Below are 15,296 nucleotides of genomic sequence, written 5' to 3' on the forward strand. Positions count from 1 at the left end.
GACAATTTTACTATAGGATAATGAAAATGGATATAGAAAATAAAAAAACGCGTATAGAACGCGTTAGAAAGGTTACAACGGAACAGGCTGAAAAAGCTTTGCAGAAAAGTGCAGGAATATTAACTCATGCAGTTACTTATTTAGAGCAAATGTATGGCATTAAGATTACAAGACAAGCATTATCTTATAGAGTTAAAAAGTCTAAAAGATTACAACGGGCACAGCAAGAAGCAAGAGAAACAGTTCTGGATCTAGCTGAAGGTGTTATTTTTTCGGAGATAAAAAAAGGAAATTGGAAAGTGTCTTTATCTGTTCTTAGAACATTAGGGAAAAACAGAGGGTATGCTGAAAAAGTCATTCATACAGATAAAGAAGAAACAGAACAACAATCAAATGCAGCAGAATTATTAACAGAAGTATTAGAAAAAGTATGGGAGGGGAAAAATGACAAAACATAATAAAAATATTGATGAATTGGCAAGGTCCATGCGTCAGTATATTGCCGACCCTGTACCATTTGTACAAAATGTTTTAAAAGCACAGCCAGATAAATGGCAAATAGAATGTCTAAGGGCAATAGCTAATCATCCTCGTGTGGCTGTTCGTTCTGGTCATGGTGTTGGAAAAACTGCACTAGAAAGTTGGGCTATTTTATGGTTTATGTTTACACGTCCATTTCCTAAAGTGCCATGTACAGCTCCAACGCAACAACAATTATTAGATATTCTTTGGCCAGAGATTAGTAAATGGCTAAAACGCTCTGAATTATTAGATGGACTTTTTGATTGGCAAAAAACAAAGGTTCAAAATAGAATACACCCGGAGAGATGGTTTGCTACAGCAAGAACCGCCAGCAAGCCAGAAAATATGGCAGGGTTCCATGAGGAACACCTGCTTTTTGTTATTGACGAAGCAAGCGGTGTAATGGACCCGATTTATGAAACGATTGAAGGTGCATTGACTACAAAAGACGCTAAATTACTTTTATGTGGTAACCCCACACAAAATATTGGAACATTTAAGCGTGCTTTTCACGAGGATAGAGATTTATATTACACAATAAAAGTTAATTGTATGGATACTGACCGTGTAGCCAGCGCTTATTGTCAAAGACTTATTCGTCAATATGGTATGGACAGTGATGTTGTTAGAGTTCGTGTGCTTGGAGAATTTCCAAAATCAGAGCCAGACGGATTAATTCCATTAGAACTTGTCGAAGCTGCAATGATGAGAGATTTAGATATAGATTACAATTCAATGCTTCATGTTGGAGCAGATATTGCTCGTTTTGGTGATGACGAAACGATATTTGTTCCTAGAATTGCTGGAAAAACATTGGGATTATTTCACTATACAAAGCAAGATACAACTACTACAGCAGGTAAATTATTGAATATTACAAAGAATTTTATGAGAGATTATCACAAGCCATATGCGACCATTCGTATTGATGATGATGGTGTTGGCGGTGGTGTTACAGATATGCTTAGAGAAACTATAAGGGAACAACGACTAAACATTGATGTAATAGCTTGTCACAATGGTGGTAGTCCAATAGACAAAGAACATTATGCGAATTGGGCTACTGAACAATGGTGTAACTTAAAACAACGATTACTTGATGAAGATATTGAAATTCCAAATGATGATGAATTATCGGCACAATTAAGTACACGTAAATATTCAATAGATAGACGAGGACGTATTATTTTAGAAGATAAAAAGACTTATAAAAAACGTATTCGTAGAAGTCCAGACCGTGCAGATGCTTTAATTCTTGCATTTGCTAAGGTTAGAAATAATATTGACCCAAATATTGCTGCACTTTTAGGAGGGGCAAAATTATATGGTAATTAGAAAATGGCTTAATAAAGCCACTGGAGAAATAAGCAAGCTACGTATTAGAAATTGGTTTTTTAATGTAAATAATATGTATTCTGCTCCATATTCATTGGGGATAGAAGGTCACGTTGATTATAAAAGAGCTAGAGACCTTTATTACAATCGTGATGAAAGATATAAATTAGGTGCTGGTTTTGCTAAGCCAATTATAAATACATTAGCTGGGTTTATGGGAACTCCAAATTTTATATGTGAAGATGAGTCAGCACAAGAGGAATTAGATTTATTTATAAAAAATTTAAAAAGCAAAATGCAACGTACTCATCAGAAAAATCTGATTGATGGTGAAGTTTTTATTCGATTGATTAATAAGAAATCTAATTCCAAACTTTATCCAGAAAATAGCAGGGGTACAATGCTAGATTATATTCTTATCCCACCAGAATTAATTCCAACAGGTGGAATAGAATATGACCCTATAACAGGAGAATATTCTGCTATTACGTTATTATCACGAAATAAATGGATTGACGAAAAAGGTAATAAACAAGAATATATTTTTCGCCAAAAATTAACAGCAAGTAAAATTATTACAACGATTGAAGGAAATGCACCAAAAGGGCTTGAGAGTAAAACAGAATCAAATCCTTGGGGGTTTATTCCTATCATTCATTTTAAGAACGAACCAGATGAAACAGAATTACATGGTTATTCAGAACTTGAACCAATAGAGCCATTTTTAAAGGCTTACCACGATGTAATGATTCACGCAATAACAGGAAGTAAAATGCACTCAACACCTAAACTTAAATTTAAGTTAAAGGACGTTGAAAAATTTTTGCGAGATAATTTTCCTAATGCTTTCAATGATATGAAACAACAGAAAGATATTAGATTAGATATAAGCGGAAAACAAATCTTGCTAATGCAGGATGAAGATGACGCAAGCTTTATAGAGTGTACATCTGCGATTGGAGATACTTCAACTTTATTGCAATTTTTATTTTATTGCATTATTGATACTTCAGAGGTACCAGAATTTGCTTTTGGGGTTCATATTTCTAGTTCTCAAGCCAGCACAAAAGAACAAGGTCCAATTCTTACTCGCAGAATAGAGCGAAAAAGGGAACAGGTGGAAACATCGTGGAAAATGTTCGCAAGAATGGCTTTATCTATGATTAGTTCTATATCTGGCAGAAATTATAAGTCCTACAATGTAGAAATTGAATGGGACGCAGTGATGGATAAAGATGAACAATCAGATGCACAAACTTTATATGTAATAACGCAAGCATTAAGTAATGCCTTAGATAGTAATATTATTAGTATTCAATCGGCTGTAGATTACTTAGCTAAATATATTGATACTATGGAAACATGGGAACAAGAACAGTCTAGAATTGAAGATACAAAAATGCTCAATAAGCCGATAGAAGAAGCATATCAACAAAATAAGCAATTAAAAAATATTGATGATATCTTAACCGGAGGCAATGAGGTATGAGCGAGCTAGATGGGATTAAATCGGCGAGTGGTGATTATTATAAATGGGCATTAGAAGCTAGAAAAAAATATTTATTAATGTTACAACAAACTGATGAAACGATAGCCGAATTATATATAGCGTCCATAAATAGAATTATTCAGGAATTTAAACGAGGAAAAAATAAAAATCTTAAATATTTATTAGAAGCGATAGCAAAAGATGTAGACAAATTTAATGAGGATTTAGCAAAAGTAATAAAATCTGTAGTGGAAGATGGTGCAGAAAACGGAATGTATTTTACAAAGCAAGTATCTACAGATGTATTAAAAAAAGCTGGTGTTGATATTGTACCATTTATAAAATCTATGGAATTTAATCGCAAGCGAGCTGTACAAATAAGTTTTGCGCGTTCGCATAAAGACGGATTGAAATTATCTGAACGTATCTGGAATGTTGGCCAACATAATAAAAAAATAATGTCGGATATTGTGCGAGCCGGAACGGGTGAAGATGTTGTTACTGTAGCACGTAGTTTAGAAAGTTATGTAAAAAAAGGTAAAACAAGTATATCAGCTAACTATCCTAATATGATGAAAAGAATGGGCAGTCGTATTCCTGCAAATCTTGATTATAATGCGTTAAGACTTGCACGAACTGAACTTACAGCAGCTTATGGTGAAGGTGTACTTGCTTCTGCAAAAGCTACTCCTGTAGTTAAATATGTAAAATGGGTGATAAGTTCTAGTCATCCACGTAAAGATATTTGCGACACTAATGCTACTGGTGGACCAAATGGAAATGGAATATACGAGGCAATGTCTTGTCCAATATATCCTGCACATCCAAATTGTATATGTACGTTGCAACCAGCACCAGAAAATACAACAGTTGTGGTAGATAAATTAAAAGCTTGGTTAAAAAATCCACAATCACAACCAGAGATAGAAGAATGGTATCAGACACATTATAAAATGTTTGAATAATGAAAGGGGGTGAAACTATGAGTATAAAAAGAAACGGTATTATGTTAACAGCAAAAATTACTGGTGAAATGAATGTCGAAGATATTCCAGTAGCAAATTGGGCAGATATTGACGCATTAAAAGGTGATGATACTGACCCTTTAGAGGTTATCATGTCTATTCCTGCTGGTAAAAGTACAAGGGGATGGAATTATACAAGTAATGCACTAAATTCTATTGTTGGTGAAGTAAATAGCACAGGATTACCCGGATTTTTAGGACATCAAAAAGCTGAAAATGTAGCAACAGAATTTCCAACACCTGTTACTCATTGGATTGGTGCAAAAATGGAAAACGGCACGGCGTATTTCAGAGGATTGATAGATAAATCAGCCGGAGATTTAAAACGCTGGATACGCGGTAAGGCGATTAATCAGGTGTCTATTTTTGGTTATCCGCAGTTACAGCAAAATTCAGTAACCGGAGAAACAGACGTAATTGATTATAAGGGCTTGTCTATCGACTGGACACCGTTAAACCGTGCCGGGATGCCTACTTCTCTAATGGCTACGAGTGGAGAAATGGACGCTATTGCTCAACCTGCCGATACTTCACATGAAGCATTAAGAGAGACGTTGCGAAGTGATGCATATGCCAAATTGGGCAATAATAGTTCAGACGGCTATGTAAGTGTAAATTCTGTGTATGATGATTATTTTATTGCTTATCGTAGTGATTACAGCAACAGAGGTAATGAAGAAACATACTATAAAATCGGATATGCAAAAGGACCAGACAACACAATCGTTCTTGGTGAACCTGTAGAGGTTAGACGAAAAGAAACATGGGAACCTGTGGGAGAAATGGAGATAAAAAACATGAATAATAAACTAAAAGATTTGCTTGATGATGGGACAATCACTAAAGAAGATTTAAAACAAGCTTGTGGTGAAATTGGTATTAGTAATAATGAAGAACCTAATAAAATTGAACAAGCTTGCGGTGAAATGTTTGGAAAAACAGGAGATGAGCTGTTAAATGATATTAAAAGTGCAGCAGAATTATTAAAGCAATCTAATAATAAAAATAAAGAAAAAATTATTGATAAAGTTCTAAGTGAAAAAGTAAGTGGAGAAATGGCTCAAAATGTAGTAAAAAAAATGCTCCATACAGATAGTTCTGATGAAGCGGTAATTGCTGGTGAAATTGATAGCATTTTAGCAGATAAATCCGTACAAGCTTTATTAGCTAATACAAAAATTGATATTGTACCACCGATTAATGTAAATAATAATAACAATTCTTTCTTTGTTACTAAAAAAGTATCTATTTAATTTTAGGAGGTTAAAACAATGGCTTATCAAGGACAACCTATACCAAGTACAACATTACCTATATCACAAATAAAAATTAGTGATGGTAAATCTGTAGATGTTACTGTCCCAGCAAGTACCGGTGTTGAAGCTGGAGAATTTTGTGTAATTGATGGATTTTTTGGCGTATCTTTACAAAAAGTAAATAAAGATGAGAATACAAATGGTACATTAATTGCATTACAGACAGAACAAGCAGAATATATTACAACACAAATTGATACATCAAAAACATTTGCGATTGGTTCTGCATTATACTTTGATTCAGCGACAAAAAAAATGACAGATGATAGTTCTGTTAGTGGGGCTATTTTAGTTGGAAGAATAACATCTGCTAAAGACAAAAATAATGTTATACAGTTTGTTCTTTATCCGCAAAATGTATCTACTACAAATGCAACTAGCTCTATCACTATTGATAATAGTTTAACAAAAAGTGGACAAGCTGCTGATTCTAAAAAAGTAGGAGATGAACTTGCTAAAAAATTAAATATTCCAGCAGATGGAAATGGTACAAGTGGGCAATTATTAAAAACAAACGGTGATGGTACTACAATTTGGTTTACTCCCGAGAAATTAGACCATATTGCAAATGCAACAGGTCAAGAGGATGCACATACTGTATTAAATTCTTTACTTAGTGCATTACAAGAAAAAGGATTTATGAAAACAGAATAGGAGGATAATATAAATGTTAAATATAGTATCTCAAGACACTTTATTAGAAGCTCGTAGAAAATACACAGGAGAAAGTAAAATTCCATTTGTATTTAATGGGCAATTAGATTATGTAGACAAAAAAATTATTAATGGAGAAATGGAAACATTAAGCTTTAGTAAACCATTGGGAGAAATGATTTCTTACGGTGGAACAAATGTTTCTAAAGAATTACTTAGAAAAGTAGTTCTTGATGTAGAGTTAGGTCGAGAAACAGTACAGACCTTATATCACCCAATCTATGACACAATCTCCGACTCTAATTTACCAGAAGTTTTAGACGCTAAATGGGCTATGCGTGGCTCTTGCGTATTTTTACAGACTGTTGAAGGTAGTGAGATTAAGTTTGGCACAATCGAAGCAGAATATGGACCAACAGCACGTATTGTTACTTATGCTACTGGTTTTGAATACACAAAACAAATGAAAGACTTTAATCAGTCTTTTGAAGTTGAAATGTTAAATAAAGCTATGGGAGAAAGTTATAATGCTTTATTAAATCATATTCATCTTAGTCCTATTTTAGATTTTAGTTATAAATCCAGTAATAAAACAGCGTATGCAGGAGCTAGTGAAGATATTGCTTGGGTACGTTTATATGAAACAATAAAAAGCGGAATGAAAGACGCTATTACTAAAAAACGTACACCTACAGTTATGTTAGCTAGTGCAGCAAATAAAATTGACATTGAAATGGCTTTACGTGGTGGTTATCAAATCGGGGGTACAAATTATCCAGCCATTACAGGAATTAATACGATTATTTATTATGATGGCTGGGAAGAAACTGTTGGTAAAAAATCTTATATTTATAATGGTTGTCCGGCAAATAAAATTTATTTAATTCGTCCAAAACGAGGTTTTAAAGAATTGTTAAAGCAGGATTTACGTATCGAAAGTAATGGAGGCGACCTTACACGCATGATTGAACAGCAAATGGTAGGTTATACTTATCGCGGTGTATTTGCAGCAGTTGAAGAAAATGTACAAGAATTGACAATCGCCTAATTGAGGTGAATTATGGTTATCACAGATGAATTAAAGGCTAGATTAAGAAAATATCTACATGAAATTATTCCAGTTGGTGGTAGCGATACTGATACTAATTTTACTGATAGTGAAATTGAAGAATTATTACAAAGTGTAGATAATATTTATAGTGCAGCTGCACAAGGATGGCGATTAAAAGCTACTAATGCACCAATGGAAGTTGGACAAATAACAAAATATAGTATTGGTCAAGAAACTTACGAAAAATCTACAGCAAGTGATTATCTTAGTTACTGTTTAGAAATGGCTAAGATGTATGAGCAAATGGCAGAAAAAAATAATAATCTTTCAGGTAGTAGAATTTTTACAGTAAAGGTGCCAAAAATCTTATGAAAAATTTCATTGAAGAACGTAAAAAAGATATTGCAAAAACAATAGCAGAAAATCCAACGAAAATAATAATAAATAGAACAAATAAAGTTCCTAAAGGTGGAGGACGAAGCATAGAAAAATCTGTGCTTGGTCCTTTTTTAATACGCATTTTTAATCAAAAGTCAAAAGCATTTCAAGTTAATGTATCTAATACTGTAGCGGGAGTTAAACAAACTGATTCAACGTATGCTTTTTTAGCAGCTAGTGATGTAGATATAAAATGTACACCAAATATAACAGATGAATTTGAAGTCTATGGACAACGGTTCAGAGTAATATCTGTTGTTCCACGTTATATTCAAGGTGTTCTTACTAGCTTAGATGGTGGTCTAGAAGTTATTTCATAGGAGGCAGAAAATGTTTTGCGATGGTGTTAGAGAAAATTTAAGACGTAAAAAAGCAGCAACATATTTATTATGTAAAAATATTTCCGCTGATATGGAAGCCGAAGCTAAATCTATTGCTCCATGGCAAGACCGTACGGCTCATGCAAGACAGAGTATTAATCATGATACGCAACTGTTAGGTGATGATATAGAAATGAATATTTCTCATGGTGTTAGATATGGTCGTTATTTGGAAACAGGGACTCCTCCTCATGATATACATTTAAAATATAAAAAAGCTTTTATGTGGAATGGGTTACCACACCCAATAAAGAAAAACCCTATTCATCATCCAGGAACGAAAGCATATCCAGCGATTGTTCCAGCAGCAGAATATGGGAAAAAGCAGTTAAATATGGCAATAAAAAAATTATGGGAGGAATAAATAATGCGTGAAGCAATAAGAAATGCTTTAATCGAAGCCATTCCAGAAGTTGAAGAACGTATATTTGAGCCACATACAGCAACACCAGATACACAAAAACCATACCTTATAGTTAGAGAAATGACCGAAACTGACAATACAGCATGGGCAGGATATAGGGCAAGGATAGAGGTATGGCCCTATTGCGAACAGTCTAGTTATGTAGAAGTTGATAAGTTGGCAAAAAAAATTAGTAATGCCTTAGATAAGCAATTACTAGGAACAAATGATACAGATACAATAACTTGTATTGCTGACGGTATGAGTGATGATACTGTCGATAAAGAATGGGACGCACTTACAAGGTGTGTAAATTTCTATGTATTAGCTCTACAACCTGCCATTTTGCAAGGTCCAATAATTAATGATAATTGGTTAACAGCTTTGGCTGAATGGAGTAAAGAAAAGCTAAGCGAACAAGTTACAGATTGCTATAGTGGTATCCTGCCAACAGGATATAAGCGTCCATCTATATTATGGAGATTTGATGGCATGGATGTTGAAGAATGTGGTGCATTAGGCTTTGAGGTTATAAAGAATATAACTTGTCATATTTTTGGACGAAATGCAGTAGAAGAATTAAATATTGCAATGAAATTAATTGAAGATATCAAAACGGCAATAAAAATTCCTTTGGATGTTAAAAACCGTTGGTATATGACTGTAAAAGATGTATCAGGACATTTTTATACAGACGCATTGAAACAAGGTCAAATTAAATTATCTTTAGCACGTAAAGTAAAACGTCCATATGTTGAAGCACCATTAATGATGGAAACATATTTTGATGGAAGAATTAACTTATCTGAAATTGAAAGAAGGTGGAAATAATGGCAGAAGAAGTAATAAAACAATCATCAAAACAAACAAGTAAACAAGTTGTAGCTCCGATTATTAAATATTCTATTGCAGATTTAAAATCAGTATCTCGTAAGGTTTTTGGATGTAATCCAGAAGTTATTGATGGAGCTATTCACGGTAAGCCTATACAAGCTTATGGAGTTGAAGAAATGAGAAATTTAATAAATGATTTTTTAAATAAACCAATAAAATAAATAGGAGTGTTGATATATGGCTGGTGGAGCATGGGAAGCAACAAACTTACCTAAATTACCGGGCTTCTATATGAATTTTAAATCTGCTGGACTTGCAGCAATTGAAACTGGAGATAGAGGAACGGTTGTTTTACCAATTAAAGCACATTGGGGTAAAACAAATAGTTTTACGACTATCGTTACAGAAAGCGATATTTTAAATGAATTCGGATCTTTAGAAGATACAAATGGCTCTACTTTTTATAAAACACTTAAAATGTGTACATTAGGAGGAGCAAAAAAAATACTTGCTTATAGATTGGCGGATAGCACCGCTAAAGAAGCAAGTTTAACCCTGCAAAATGAAACAGATACAGATGTAGTGAAAATAACTGCAAAATATGTAGGAGAACGAGGAAATAATTTCAAATTAACGATTGCCCCTTCACTTGCTAATGAAGGTACATTTGACATGAAATTATATGAAAATACAGCTTTATTATACACATATAGTTTTGCTACATGGGCAGAATTGATTGATACAGTAAATACGGCAAATGTTTATATCTTGGCTAGTAAAGCAGAAGGAAGCCCTGACATTAGTGGTAAAGATATTAAAAATATTACTTCTCAAGCATTAACTGGTGGGAATAGTGGTATTACTGGAATCTCTAATACAGATTATATTAAATTACTTGATGTATTAGAGACACAAGAATTTAACATTCTTTCTTTAGATGGCGTTACGGATGAAGCTATTCAAACAAGTATAGCGTCTTGGGTTACGCGTATGAGAACACAAGGTAAAAAAATTATGTGTGTTATGGGTGGTTCTTCCGAAGATGATGTTGCTGATGACGCAGTAGAAAAAGTTGTTCAGCGTTCTGCTGGATTTAATCATGAAGGAGTTATTAATATTGGTACTGGAGTAATCCTTGATGATGTGAAATATTCTAGTGCAGATTTAGCACCATATGTTGCTGGTTTAATTGCTGGACAAAAAATGACTGAAAGTACAACTTATGCAGCTACACCATTTGATGATGTTACTAGACGCTGGACAAGAAGCGAACAAGAAACAGCAGTTACAAATGGTGTATTTTTATTTATTAATGACGGTCGAATTGTTAAGGTTTTACAGGGAATTAATTCTTTAATTACATTAAGACAAGACCAAAATAATGCGTTTAAAAAAATTCGTAGTATTAGAACTATGGACGCTATTGACACTGATTTACAGCAAACAGCAGAAGATAATTACATTGGTAAAATAAATAACACTACGGAAGGGCAACTTGCTTTAATCGGTGCTTGTAAACAATATATGGAGGTCTGCGCTCAAGGTGGAATAATTGAGCAAGGGACATATACTGTTGAACTTAATCCAACATATCACGGTGATAATGCGACAATTAAACCAGAGCCTGACCAGGTATATTTAAAATGGTCTGCACATATTACAGATGTTATTGAAAAAATATTTAGTGACTTTATTTGTGAATAGAGGTGAATTTTTAAATGGCAATAGATGGTGTTCGTGTAGTTAATGGTACATTTGGCTATATATACAAAGAAGGTAAATGGCTTTCGCAATTCAATAAAGCAACTGCAAAAGTTGAAATTCAAAAAGCTGAATTAAAAGTTGCTGGCGACCGCTGGACTAGACATAAGGTCTTAGGATTAAAAGGTACTGGCTCTATGGGTGGCTATAAAGTAACAGATGAATTAATGCAAGAAGTTATGGTTGTTACTAATTCTGATAAACCTTCGTATCGAACAGAACTAATTTATGCATTAAAAGACCCAGAAGCATGGGGATATGAAAGAATCCGTTTGATGAATGTTATGTTTGACAGTATTGATGTAGCTAATTGGGAAGCAGGAAAAGAAATAACAGAAGAATGGCCATTTACCTTTGAAGGTTATGAGTTGTTAGACCCAATAGAAGAATAAATTTTATTTAAGGAGATAAAACAATGGAAAAAAATTTATTAAGTAATGCAGAAGTTGATGAAAATACAGTAGAGCAAAACTTTGAAGATGAAGAAGTAAAAGAAAAAATAAATAAAGATATGTCTGAAAGTGATATTATTACAGCATTATTAAATAGTAATGCTGATGATAAACCAACAATGATTGTTCCGCTAAAACGATTAGGTATTCCAGTTACTTTAAAAGCATTAACTGGTAAACAGGTTTCTAGAGTTCGTGAACGTAATACCCGTACAGTTGAGAAAAGAAATAAAACAGAAAAGGTTTTAGACTCCGAAGGCTTTAATATGGGACTTATTATTGCTTCTACTGTAAAACCTAATTGGAGTGCGCCAGAATTATTAAATAAATTCCGTGCTTCTAGTGGTGAGGAAGTTTTAAAACGTATTTTGCTTGGCGGTGAGATTTCTCTGCTCGGTGATGTTGTATTAGAACTTAGTGGATATAATATCAGTATTGATGATATAAAAAACTTATAAAATCCGGAAAGAATATTTTATCTGTAGCCCATGCACTAAGTATTAGAAGGAATATTAGACCGTCAGAGTTTTTTAATATGCCATTCATGGAACGTCAATTTTTAATCGCGTCTATTGAAGTAGAATTAGAAGTAGAACAAGAGGAAATAAACAGAATAAAGGAGAACCGACGTGGCAGATAATCAAGAATTTTATAGATTAAAGCTAGTTTTATCTATGCAGGATAGGCTTACAGCTAGGCTTAAAAAGATAGATGAAGGCGTTGTGAAGTTTGAGGAACGTATGGCAAAAACTCAAGCAGTTATGGATAAATTTTCTAATACTAAAGTTGAACCAAGAATAACATTAGACACATCAACTATTGAGGATAGATTGAATAAAACTAATGAATTATTAGAAAAAATTGCTAAAAAAACGGTTGAGCCTAAAATAAAACCTAAAGATGAAACTGAGCGTACAACTAGCAAAGTTGAAGGAAGGTTGCAAAAGCTTACAGCGAAAACATGGGATATAACTATAAAGTTAAAAGATAAAACAATTTCCGGATTAGATAAAATAAACAATGCTCTAACATCTCCTTTAGGAATTTTGGGAGTTGGTGCTGGTGCTGTTGGTATTGGTGGATTAATTACCAACAGCGCTCAAAAATCTATGGACTTTACAGCTGAAATAAGTAATATTAAAGCTCTTACTGGAATGCAAGGTGCAGAAATAGAAGCTGTAAGACAACGTGCTTTAGACTTAGGAAAAAGTACAAAATATAGTGCTTTAGAAGCAGCACAAGGAATGACTGAATTATTAAAAGCTGGAGTAGATACAAAATCTGTATTGGGTGAAGCTTCACAAGCTGCTTTAGATTTAGCAGCTGCTGGAGATTTATCTCTTACAGAAGCAGCAGAGGTTATGAGTACTGCAATGAATGTATTTGGAACAAAAGACGCTACACACGTTGCTGATTTATTAGCAGGTGCAGCGAATGCTTCTGCAACAGACGTTCATGAGATGAAATATGCTTTTTCACAAGTAGCAGCTGACGCTCACGGTGTAGGTATGAGTATTGATGATGTTAATGTAGCTTTGGCTACATTTGCTCAATATGGTCAAAAAGGTGAGAAAGCCGGTACAGGTCTTAGAAATATGCTTAATAATTTACAGCCTCATACTAAGCCTGCTACTGAAACATTTAGCAAATTTAATTTTCTTGATAGCAATGGAAATAGTGTATTTTATACAGCTGAAGGAAAATTAAAAAGTATGGCTGAAATAGCTGATATAATGCAAAAAAATTTAGGAAAATTAAACCCTGCCGAATTAGATATGGCACTATACGATATGTTTGGTGTAGAAGGTAAAGGGCTTGCTAAAGTTATTATGGAACAAGGTGCAAAAGCTTTCATTGCAATGGAAAAAGAAATGAAAAAATTTACCGCCTCTAGTGTCGCTTTAGAAAAACTTAATAATGCTAAAGGTGATATAGAACAATTACGAGGTGCTTTTGAAACCTTTCAAATTGAAGCACTTGCTCCATTAGAACCTGCAATTAGAGCAGTAGCTACAGCTTTTACAGACTTTTTTTCTAATGCTGATACATTAGAATATGTAAAAAGTAATGTTGCTGGAATATCTGATGAAATAGTTGCATTTATGGATAATCTAGCGAGTGATGAAAAATTTCAGCAAATGCAGTGGGGCGATAAAATTGTTTTCTTGCTCGACCAAATGATGATAAAAATGGATGAGTGGGCTAGTGGTTCTGGTGGCGAACAATTTGGTAAGGTGATGACTAAACTTGCAGAAATTGGGATAAAAGCATTTGTTGGCGCACTTACTGGAATGATAAAAGCAGCTTTTAATTCTGCAATAGAGGGTAATTTTAGCAGTGCAATCTCTCTAGGACTGGGTTCAGCATTTATGGCTTCAATTTTACCATTGAGTGGTATTTTTAAAATAGTCAAAAACACCATTGATTTTGGTAAAAACATTAAAACAGGTTCTTATTGGCTTGGGGACGCTTATAGCAGTGGAACAAGTACAACATCTAAGATATTAAAGAAAATTCCTGTTATTGGAGCAATATTTGACGGATATAGATTCTTAACATCTGATGATAAAGCTAAAACTGGTACTGAAATTATTGGTGGTTGGGGCGGTGCTTGGGCTGGTAGTAAAATCGGTGCTGGTATAGGTGGTGCGATTGGTTCTATTATTCCTGGTGTGGGTACCGCTATAGGTGCTGGTGTAGGCTCTGTTTTTGGAGGTGTTGGTGGTTATTGGCTTGGTTCAAATACTGTTAGTTCAATTATTGACCCACAAAATAATTCATTTATGAACGAACATGGACAAAGCCAAATTCAAAATTCTAATATGCAATTAGAAACAGCAAAAGCACAATCTGCTATGATGAATGAAATATTAGAAAGTGCTGGAGAAAAAATCAATAGATTAAAAGAACTAGGTGCAGAAGGTTGGAATTCTCTTGGTGAAAATGCTTCTATGAACCTTGAACGTATGCGTTATGGTTTATCATCAGCGAGGGAAAGCATTTTACAAGCTACTAATACTATTAGTGAGGACTTTGGCGAAATGTCTAATTCAATTAGTGAATGGTGTTCTACAATAGTTACTGATGTTACAAGTTGGTTTGCTCAAATTCCTGATAGAGTTGGACAAGCTATAGATGAAGCTGTAGCAAGAGCAAATGCAGGTTTATCTGATTTAAAAATTTCTGCATGGAATGCTTTACCAGCTCCATTACGAGATACTATAGATTGGGGAGCTAAAAAACTTGGTATTAAAGGCTATGCTAATGGTGGATTTTTAAATCAAGACCAGATAATTCGTGTTGCTGAAGGAAATAATGCTGAAGTAATAATCCCGTTACATTCTTCAAAACGTCAAAGAGGTTTATCACTTTGGCAACAAGCGGGGCAAATGTTGGGGGTTAATAGTAATTTATTTACCAATGTTACGAATAATAATTATATGCCAGCAATGGCTTATGCTTTATCTAGTGGTAATACTAGCGATAATGGCAAATCCAATAACTCTAATAATGCTTTTTCGTTTAATGGTTTAAATATTCATATCGGAAATAATAAATCTGATGATGAAATGGCAAGTGCTATAGGTTGGAAAATACTTGCGGAAGTAAAACAAGCATATCAAAATAGGGGTTGAG

General features: G+C 33.9%; 16 protein-coding genes. All 16 read left to right on the plus strand.

From position 1 onward, the window contains the following. Window positions 1-26 precede the first annotated feature (26 nt). Window positions 27-458 (plus strand): hypothetical protein, encoded by a 432-nt coding sequence (locus GXM21_RS04815; RefSeq protein WP_008538234.1) that lies wholly within the window; start codon window positions 27-29, stop codon window positions 456-458. Beyond that, window positions 445-1,857, plus strand: a complete 1,413-nt coding sequence (locus tag GXM21_RS04820; protein ID WP_008538233.1) for a hypothetical protein — start codon at window positions 445-447, stop codon at window positions 1,855-1,857. Before GXM21_RS04815 ends, GXM21_RS04820 begins: the two co-directional genes overlap by 14 nt. A 73-nt stretch (window positions 1,858-1,930) precedes the next feature. Beyond that, the gene (locus GXM21_RS04825) at window positions 1,931-3,346 is read left to right on the plus strand and encodes a phage portal protein (protein ID WP_211373393.1); all 1,416 of its coding nucleotides are present in this window, start codon (window positions 1,931-1,933) and stop codon (window positions 3,344-3,346) included. After that, a complete protein-coding gene (locus GXM21_RS04830) occupies window positions 3,343-4,311 on the plus strand; it encodes a hypothetical protein (RefSeq protein ID WP_008538231.1) in 969 nt (322 codons plus the stop codon). Before GXM21_RS04825 ends, GXM21_RS04830 begins: the two co-directional genes overlap by 4 nt. Window positions 4,312-4,328: 17 nt before the next feature. Further along, entirely contained in the window at window positions 4,329-5,624 is a 1,296-nt protein-coding gene (locus tag GXM21_RS04835) for a hypothetical protein (RefSeq protein ID WP_050900407.1), read from the plus strand. 18 nt (window positions 5,625-5,642) lie between these two features. Beyond that, entirely contained in the window at window positions 5,643-6,341 is a 699-nt protein-coding gene (locus GXM21_RS04840; protein ID WP_008538229.1) for a DUF2190 family protein, read from the plus strand. Between the two features lie 13 nt (window positions 6,342-6,354). Then, on the plus strand, window positions 6,355-7,389 hold the full coding sequence (locus GXM21_RS04845; RefSeq protein WP_008538228.1) for a phage major capsid protein: 1,035 nt from the start codon (window positions 6,355-6,357) through the stop codon (window positions 7,387-7,389). Between the two features lie 12 nt (window positions 7,390-7,401). Next, window positions 7,402-7,764: a hypothetical protein gene (locus tag GXM21_RS04850; protein ID WP_008538227.1), complete on the plus strand. Its 363-nt coding sequence runs from the start codon at window positions 7,402-7,404 to the stop codon at window positions 7,762-7,764. Further along, window positions 7,761-8,150: a hypothetical protein gene (locus GXM21_RS04855; RefSeq protein WP_008538226.1), complete on the plus strand. Its 390-nt coding sequence runs from the start codon at window positions 7,761-7,763 to the stop codon at window positions 8,148-8,150. The genes GXM21_RS04850 and GXM21_RS04855 overlap by 4 nt, the downstream gene beginning before the upstream one ends. A gap of 10 nt (window positions 8,151-8,160) precedes the next feature. After that, window positions 8,161-8,574 carry a hypothetical protein gene (locus GXM21_RS04860; RefSeq protein ID WP_008538225.1) on the plus strand — a complete coding sequence of 138 codons (414 nt, stop codon included), beginning with the start codon at window positions 8,161-8,163 and terminating at the stop codon, window positions 8,572-8,574. A gap of 3 nt (window positions 8,575-8,577) precedes the next feature. Next, window positions 8,578-9,444, plus strand: a complete 867-nt coding sequence (locus GXM21_RS04865; protein WP_008538223.1) for a DUF3168 domain-containing protein — start codon at window positions 8,578-8,580, stop codon at window positions 9,442-9,444. Continuing rightward, window positions 9,444-9,668, plus strand: a complete 225-nt coding sequence (locus tag GXM21_RS04870; RefSeq protein WP_008538222.1) for a YqzN/YkzM domain-containing protein — start codon at window positions 9,444-9,446, stop codon at window positions 9,666-9,668. Before GXM21_RS04865 ends, GXM21_RS04870 begins: the two co-directional genes overlap by 1 nt. 16 nt (window positions 9,669-9,684) lie before the next feature. Continuing rightward, window positions 9,685-11,151 carry a phage tail sheath subtilisin-like domain-containing protein gene (locus tag GXM21_RS04875; RefSeq protein ID WP_008538220.1) on the plus strand — a complete coding sequence of 489 codons (1,467 nt, stop codon included), beginning with the start codon at window positions 9,685-9,687 and terminating at the stop codon, window positions 11,149-11,151. Window positions 11,152-11,165: 14 nt separating this feature from the next. Next, window positions 11,166-11,600, plus strand: coding sequence for a phage tail tube protein (locus tag GXM21_RS04880; protein ID WP_008538219.1), 435 nt, complete (start codon window positions 11,166-11,168; stop codon window positions 11,598-11,600). Window positions 11,601-11,623: 23 nt separating this feature from the next. After that, window positions 11,624-12,118 (plus strand): phage tail assembly chaperone, encoded by a 495-nt coding sequence (locus GXM21_RS04885; protein WP_008538218.1) that lies wholly within the window; start codon window positions 11,624-11,626, stop codon window positions 12,116-12,118. 171 nt (window positions 12,119-12,289) lie between these two features. Further along, the gene (locus tag GXM21_RS04890) at window positions 12,290-15,295 is read left to right on the plus strand and encodes a phage tail tape measure protein (protein ID WP_008538216.1); all 3,006 of its coding nucleotides are present in this window, start codon (window positions 12,290-12,292) and stop codon (window positions 15,293-15,295) included. The last annotated feature ends 1 nt before the right edge of the window (window position 15,296 follow it).

The organism is Megamonas funiformis (genome assembly GCF_010669225.1).
GTDB lineage: Bacteria > Bacillota > Negativicutes > Selenomonadales > Selenomonadaceae > Megamonas > Megamonas funiformis.

Excerpts from the sequence above, each read along its gene's own strand:
- GXM21_RS04815 (WP_008538234.1), top strand. The coding sequence starts at position 27 with ATGGATATAGAAAATAAAAAAACGCGTATAGAACGCGTTAGAAAGGTT.
- GXM21_RS04820 (WP_008538233.1), top strand. The coding sequence starts at position 445 with ATGACAAAACATAATAAAAATATTGATGAATTGGCAAGGTCCATGCGT.
- GXM21_RS04825 (WP_211373393.1), top strand. The coding sequence starts at position 1,931 with ATGTATTCTGCTCCATATTCATTGGGGATAGAAGGTCACGTTGATTAT.
- GXM21_RS04830 (WP_008538231.1), top strand. The coding sequence starts at position 3,343 with ATGAGCGAGCTAGATGGGATTAAATCGGCGAGTGGTGATTATTATAAA.
- GXM21_RS04835 (WP_050900407.1), top strand. The coding sequence starts at position 4,329 with ATGAGTATAAAAAGAAACGGTATTATGTTAACAGCAAAAATTACTGGT.
- GXM21_RS04840 (WP_008538229.1), top strand. The coding sequence starts at position 5,643 with ATGGCTTATCAAGGACAACCTATACCAAGTACAACATTACCTATATCA.
- GXM21_RS04845 (WP_008538228.1), top strand. The coding sequence starts at position 6,355 with ATGTTAAATATAGTATCTCAAGACACTTTATTAGAAGCTCGTAGAAAA.
- GXM21_RS04850 (WP_008538227.1), top strand. The coding sequence starts at position 7,402 with ATGGTTATCACAGATGAATTAAAGGCTAGATTAAGAAAATATCTACAT.
- GXM21_RS04855 (WP_008538226.1), top strand. The coding sequence starts at position 7,761 with ATGAAAAATTTCATTGAAGAACGTAAAAAAGATATTGCAAAAACAATA.
- GXM21_RS04860 (WP_008538225.1), top strand. The coding sequence starts at position 8,161 with ATGTTTTGCGATGGTGTTAGAGAAAATTTAAGACGTAAAAAAGCAGCA.
- GXM21_RS04865 (WP_008538223.1), top strand. The coding sequence starts at position 8,578 with ATGCGTGAAGCAATAAGAAATGCTTTAATCGAAGCCATTCCAGAAGTT.
- GXM21_RS04870 (WP_008538222.1), top strand. The coding sequence starts at position 9,444 with ATGGCAGAAGAAGTAATAAAACAATCATCAAAACAAACAAGTAAACAA.
- GXM21_RS04875 (WP_008538220.1), top strand. The coding sequence starts at position 9,685 with ATGGCTGGTGGAGCATGGGAAGCAACAAACTTACCTAAATTACCGGGC.
- GXM21_RS04880 (WP_008538219.1), top strand. The coding sequence starts at position 11,166 with ATGGCAATAGATGGTGTTCGTGTAGTTAATGGTACATTTGGCTATATA.
- GXM21_RS04885 (WP_008538218.1), top strand. The coding sequence starts at position 11,624 with ATGGAAAAAAATTTATTAAGTAATGCAGAAGTTGATGAAAATACAGTA.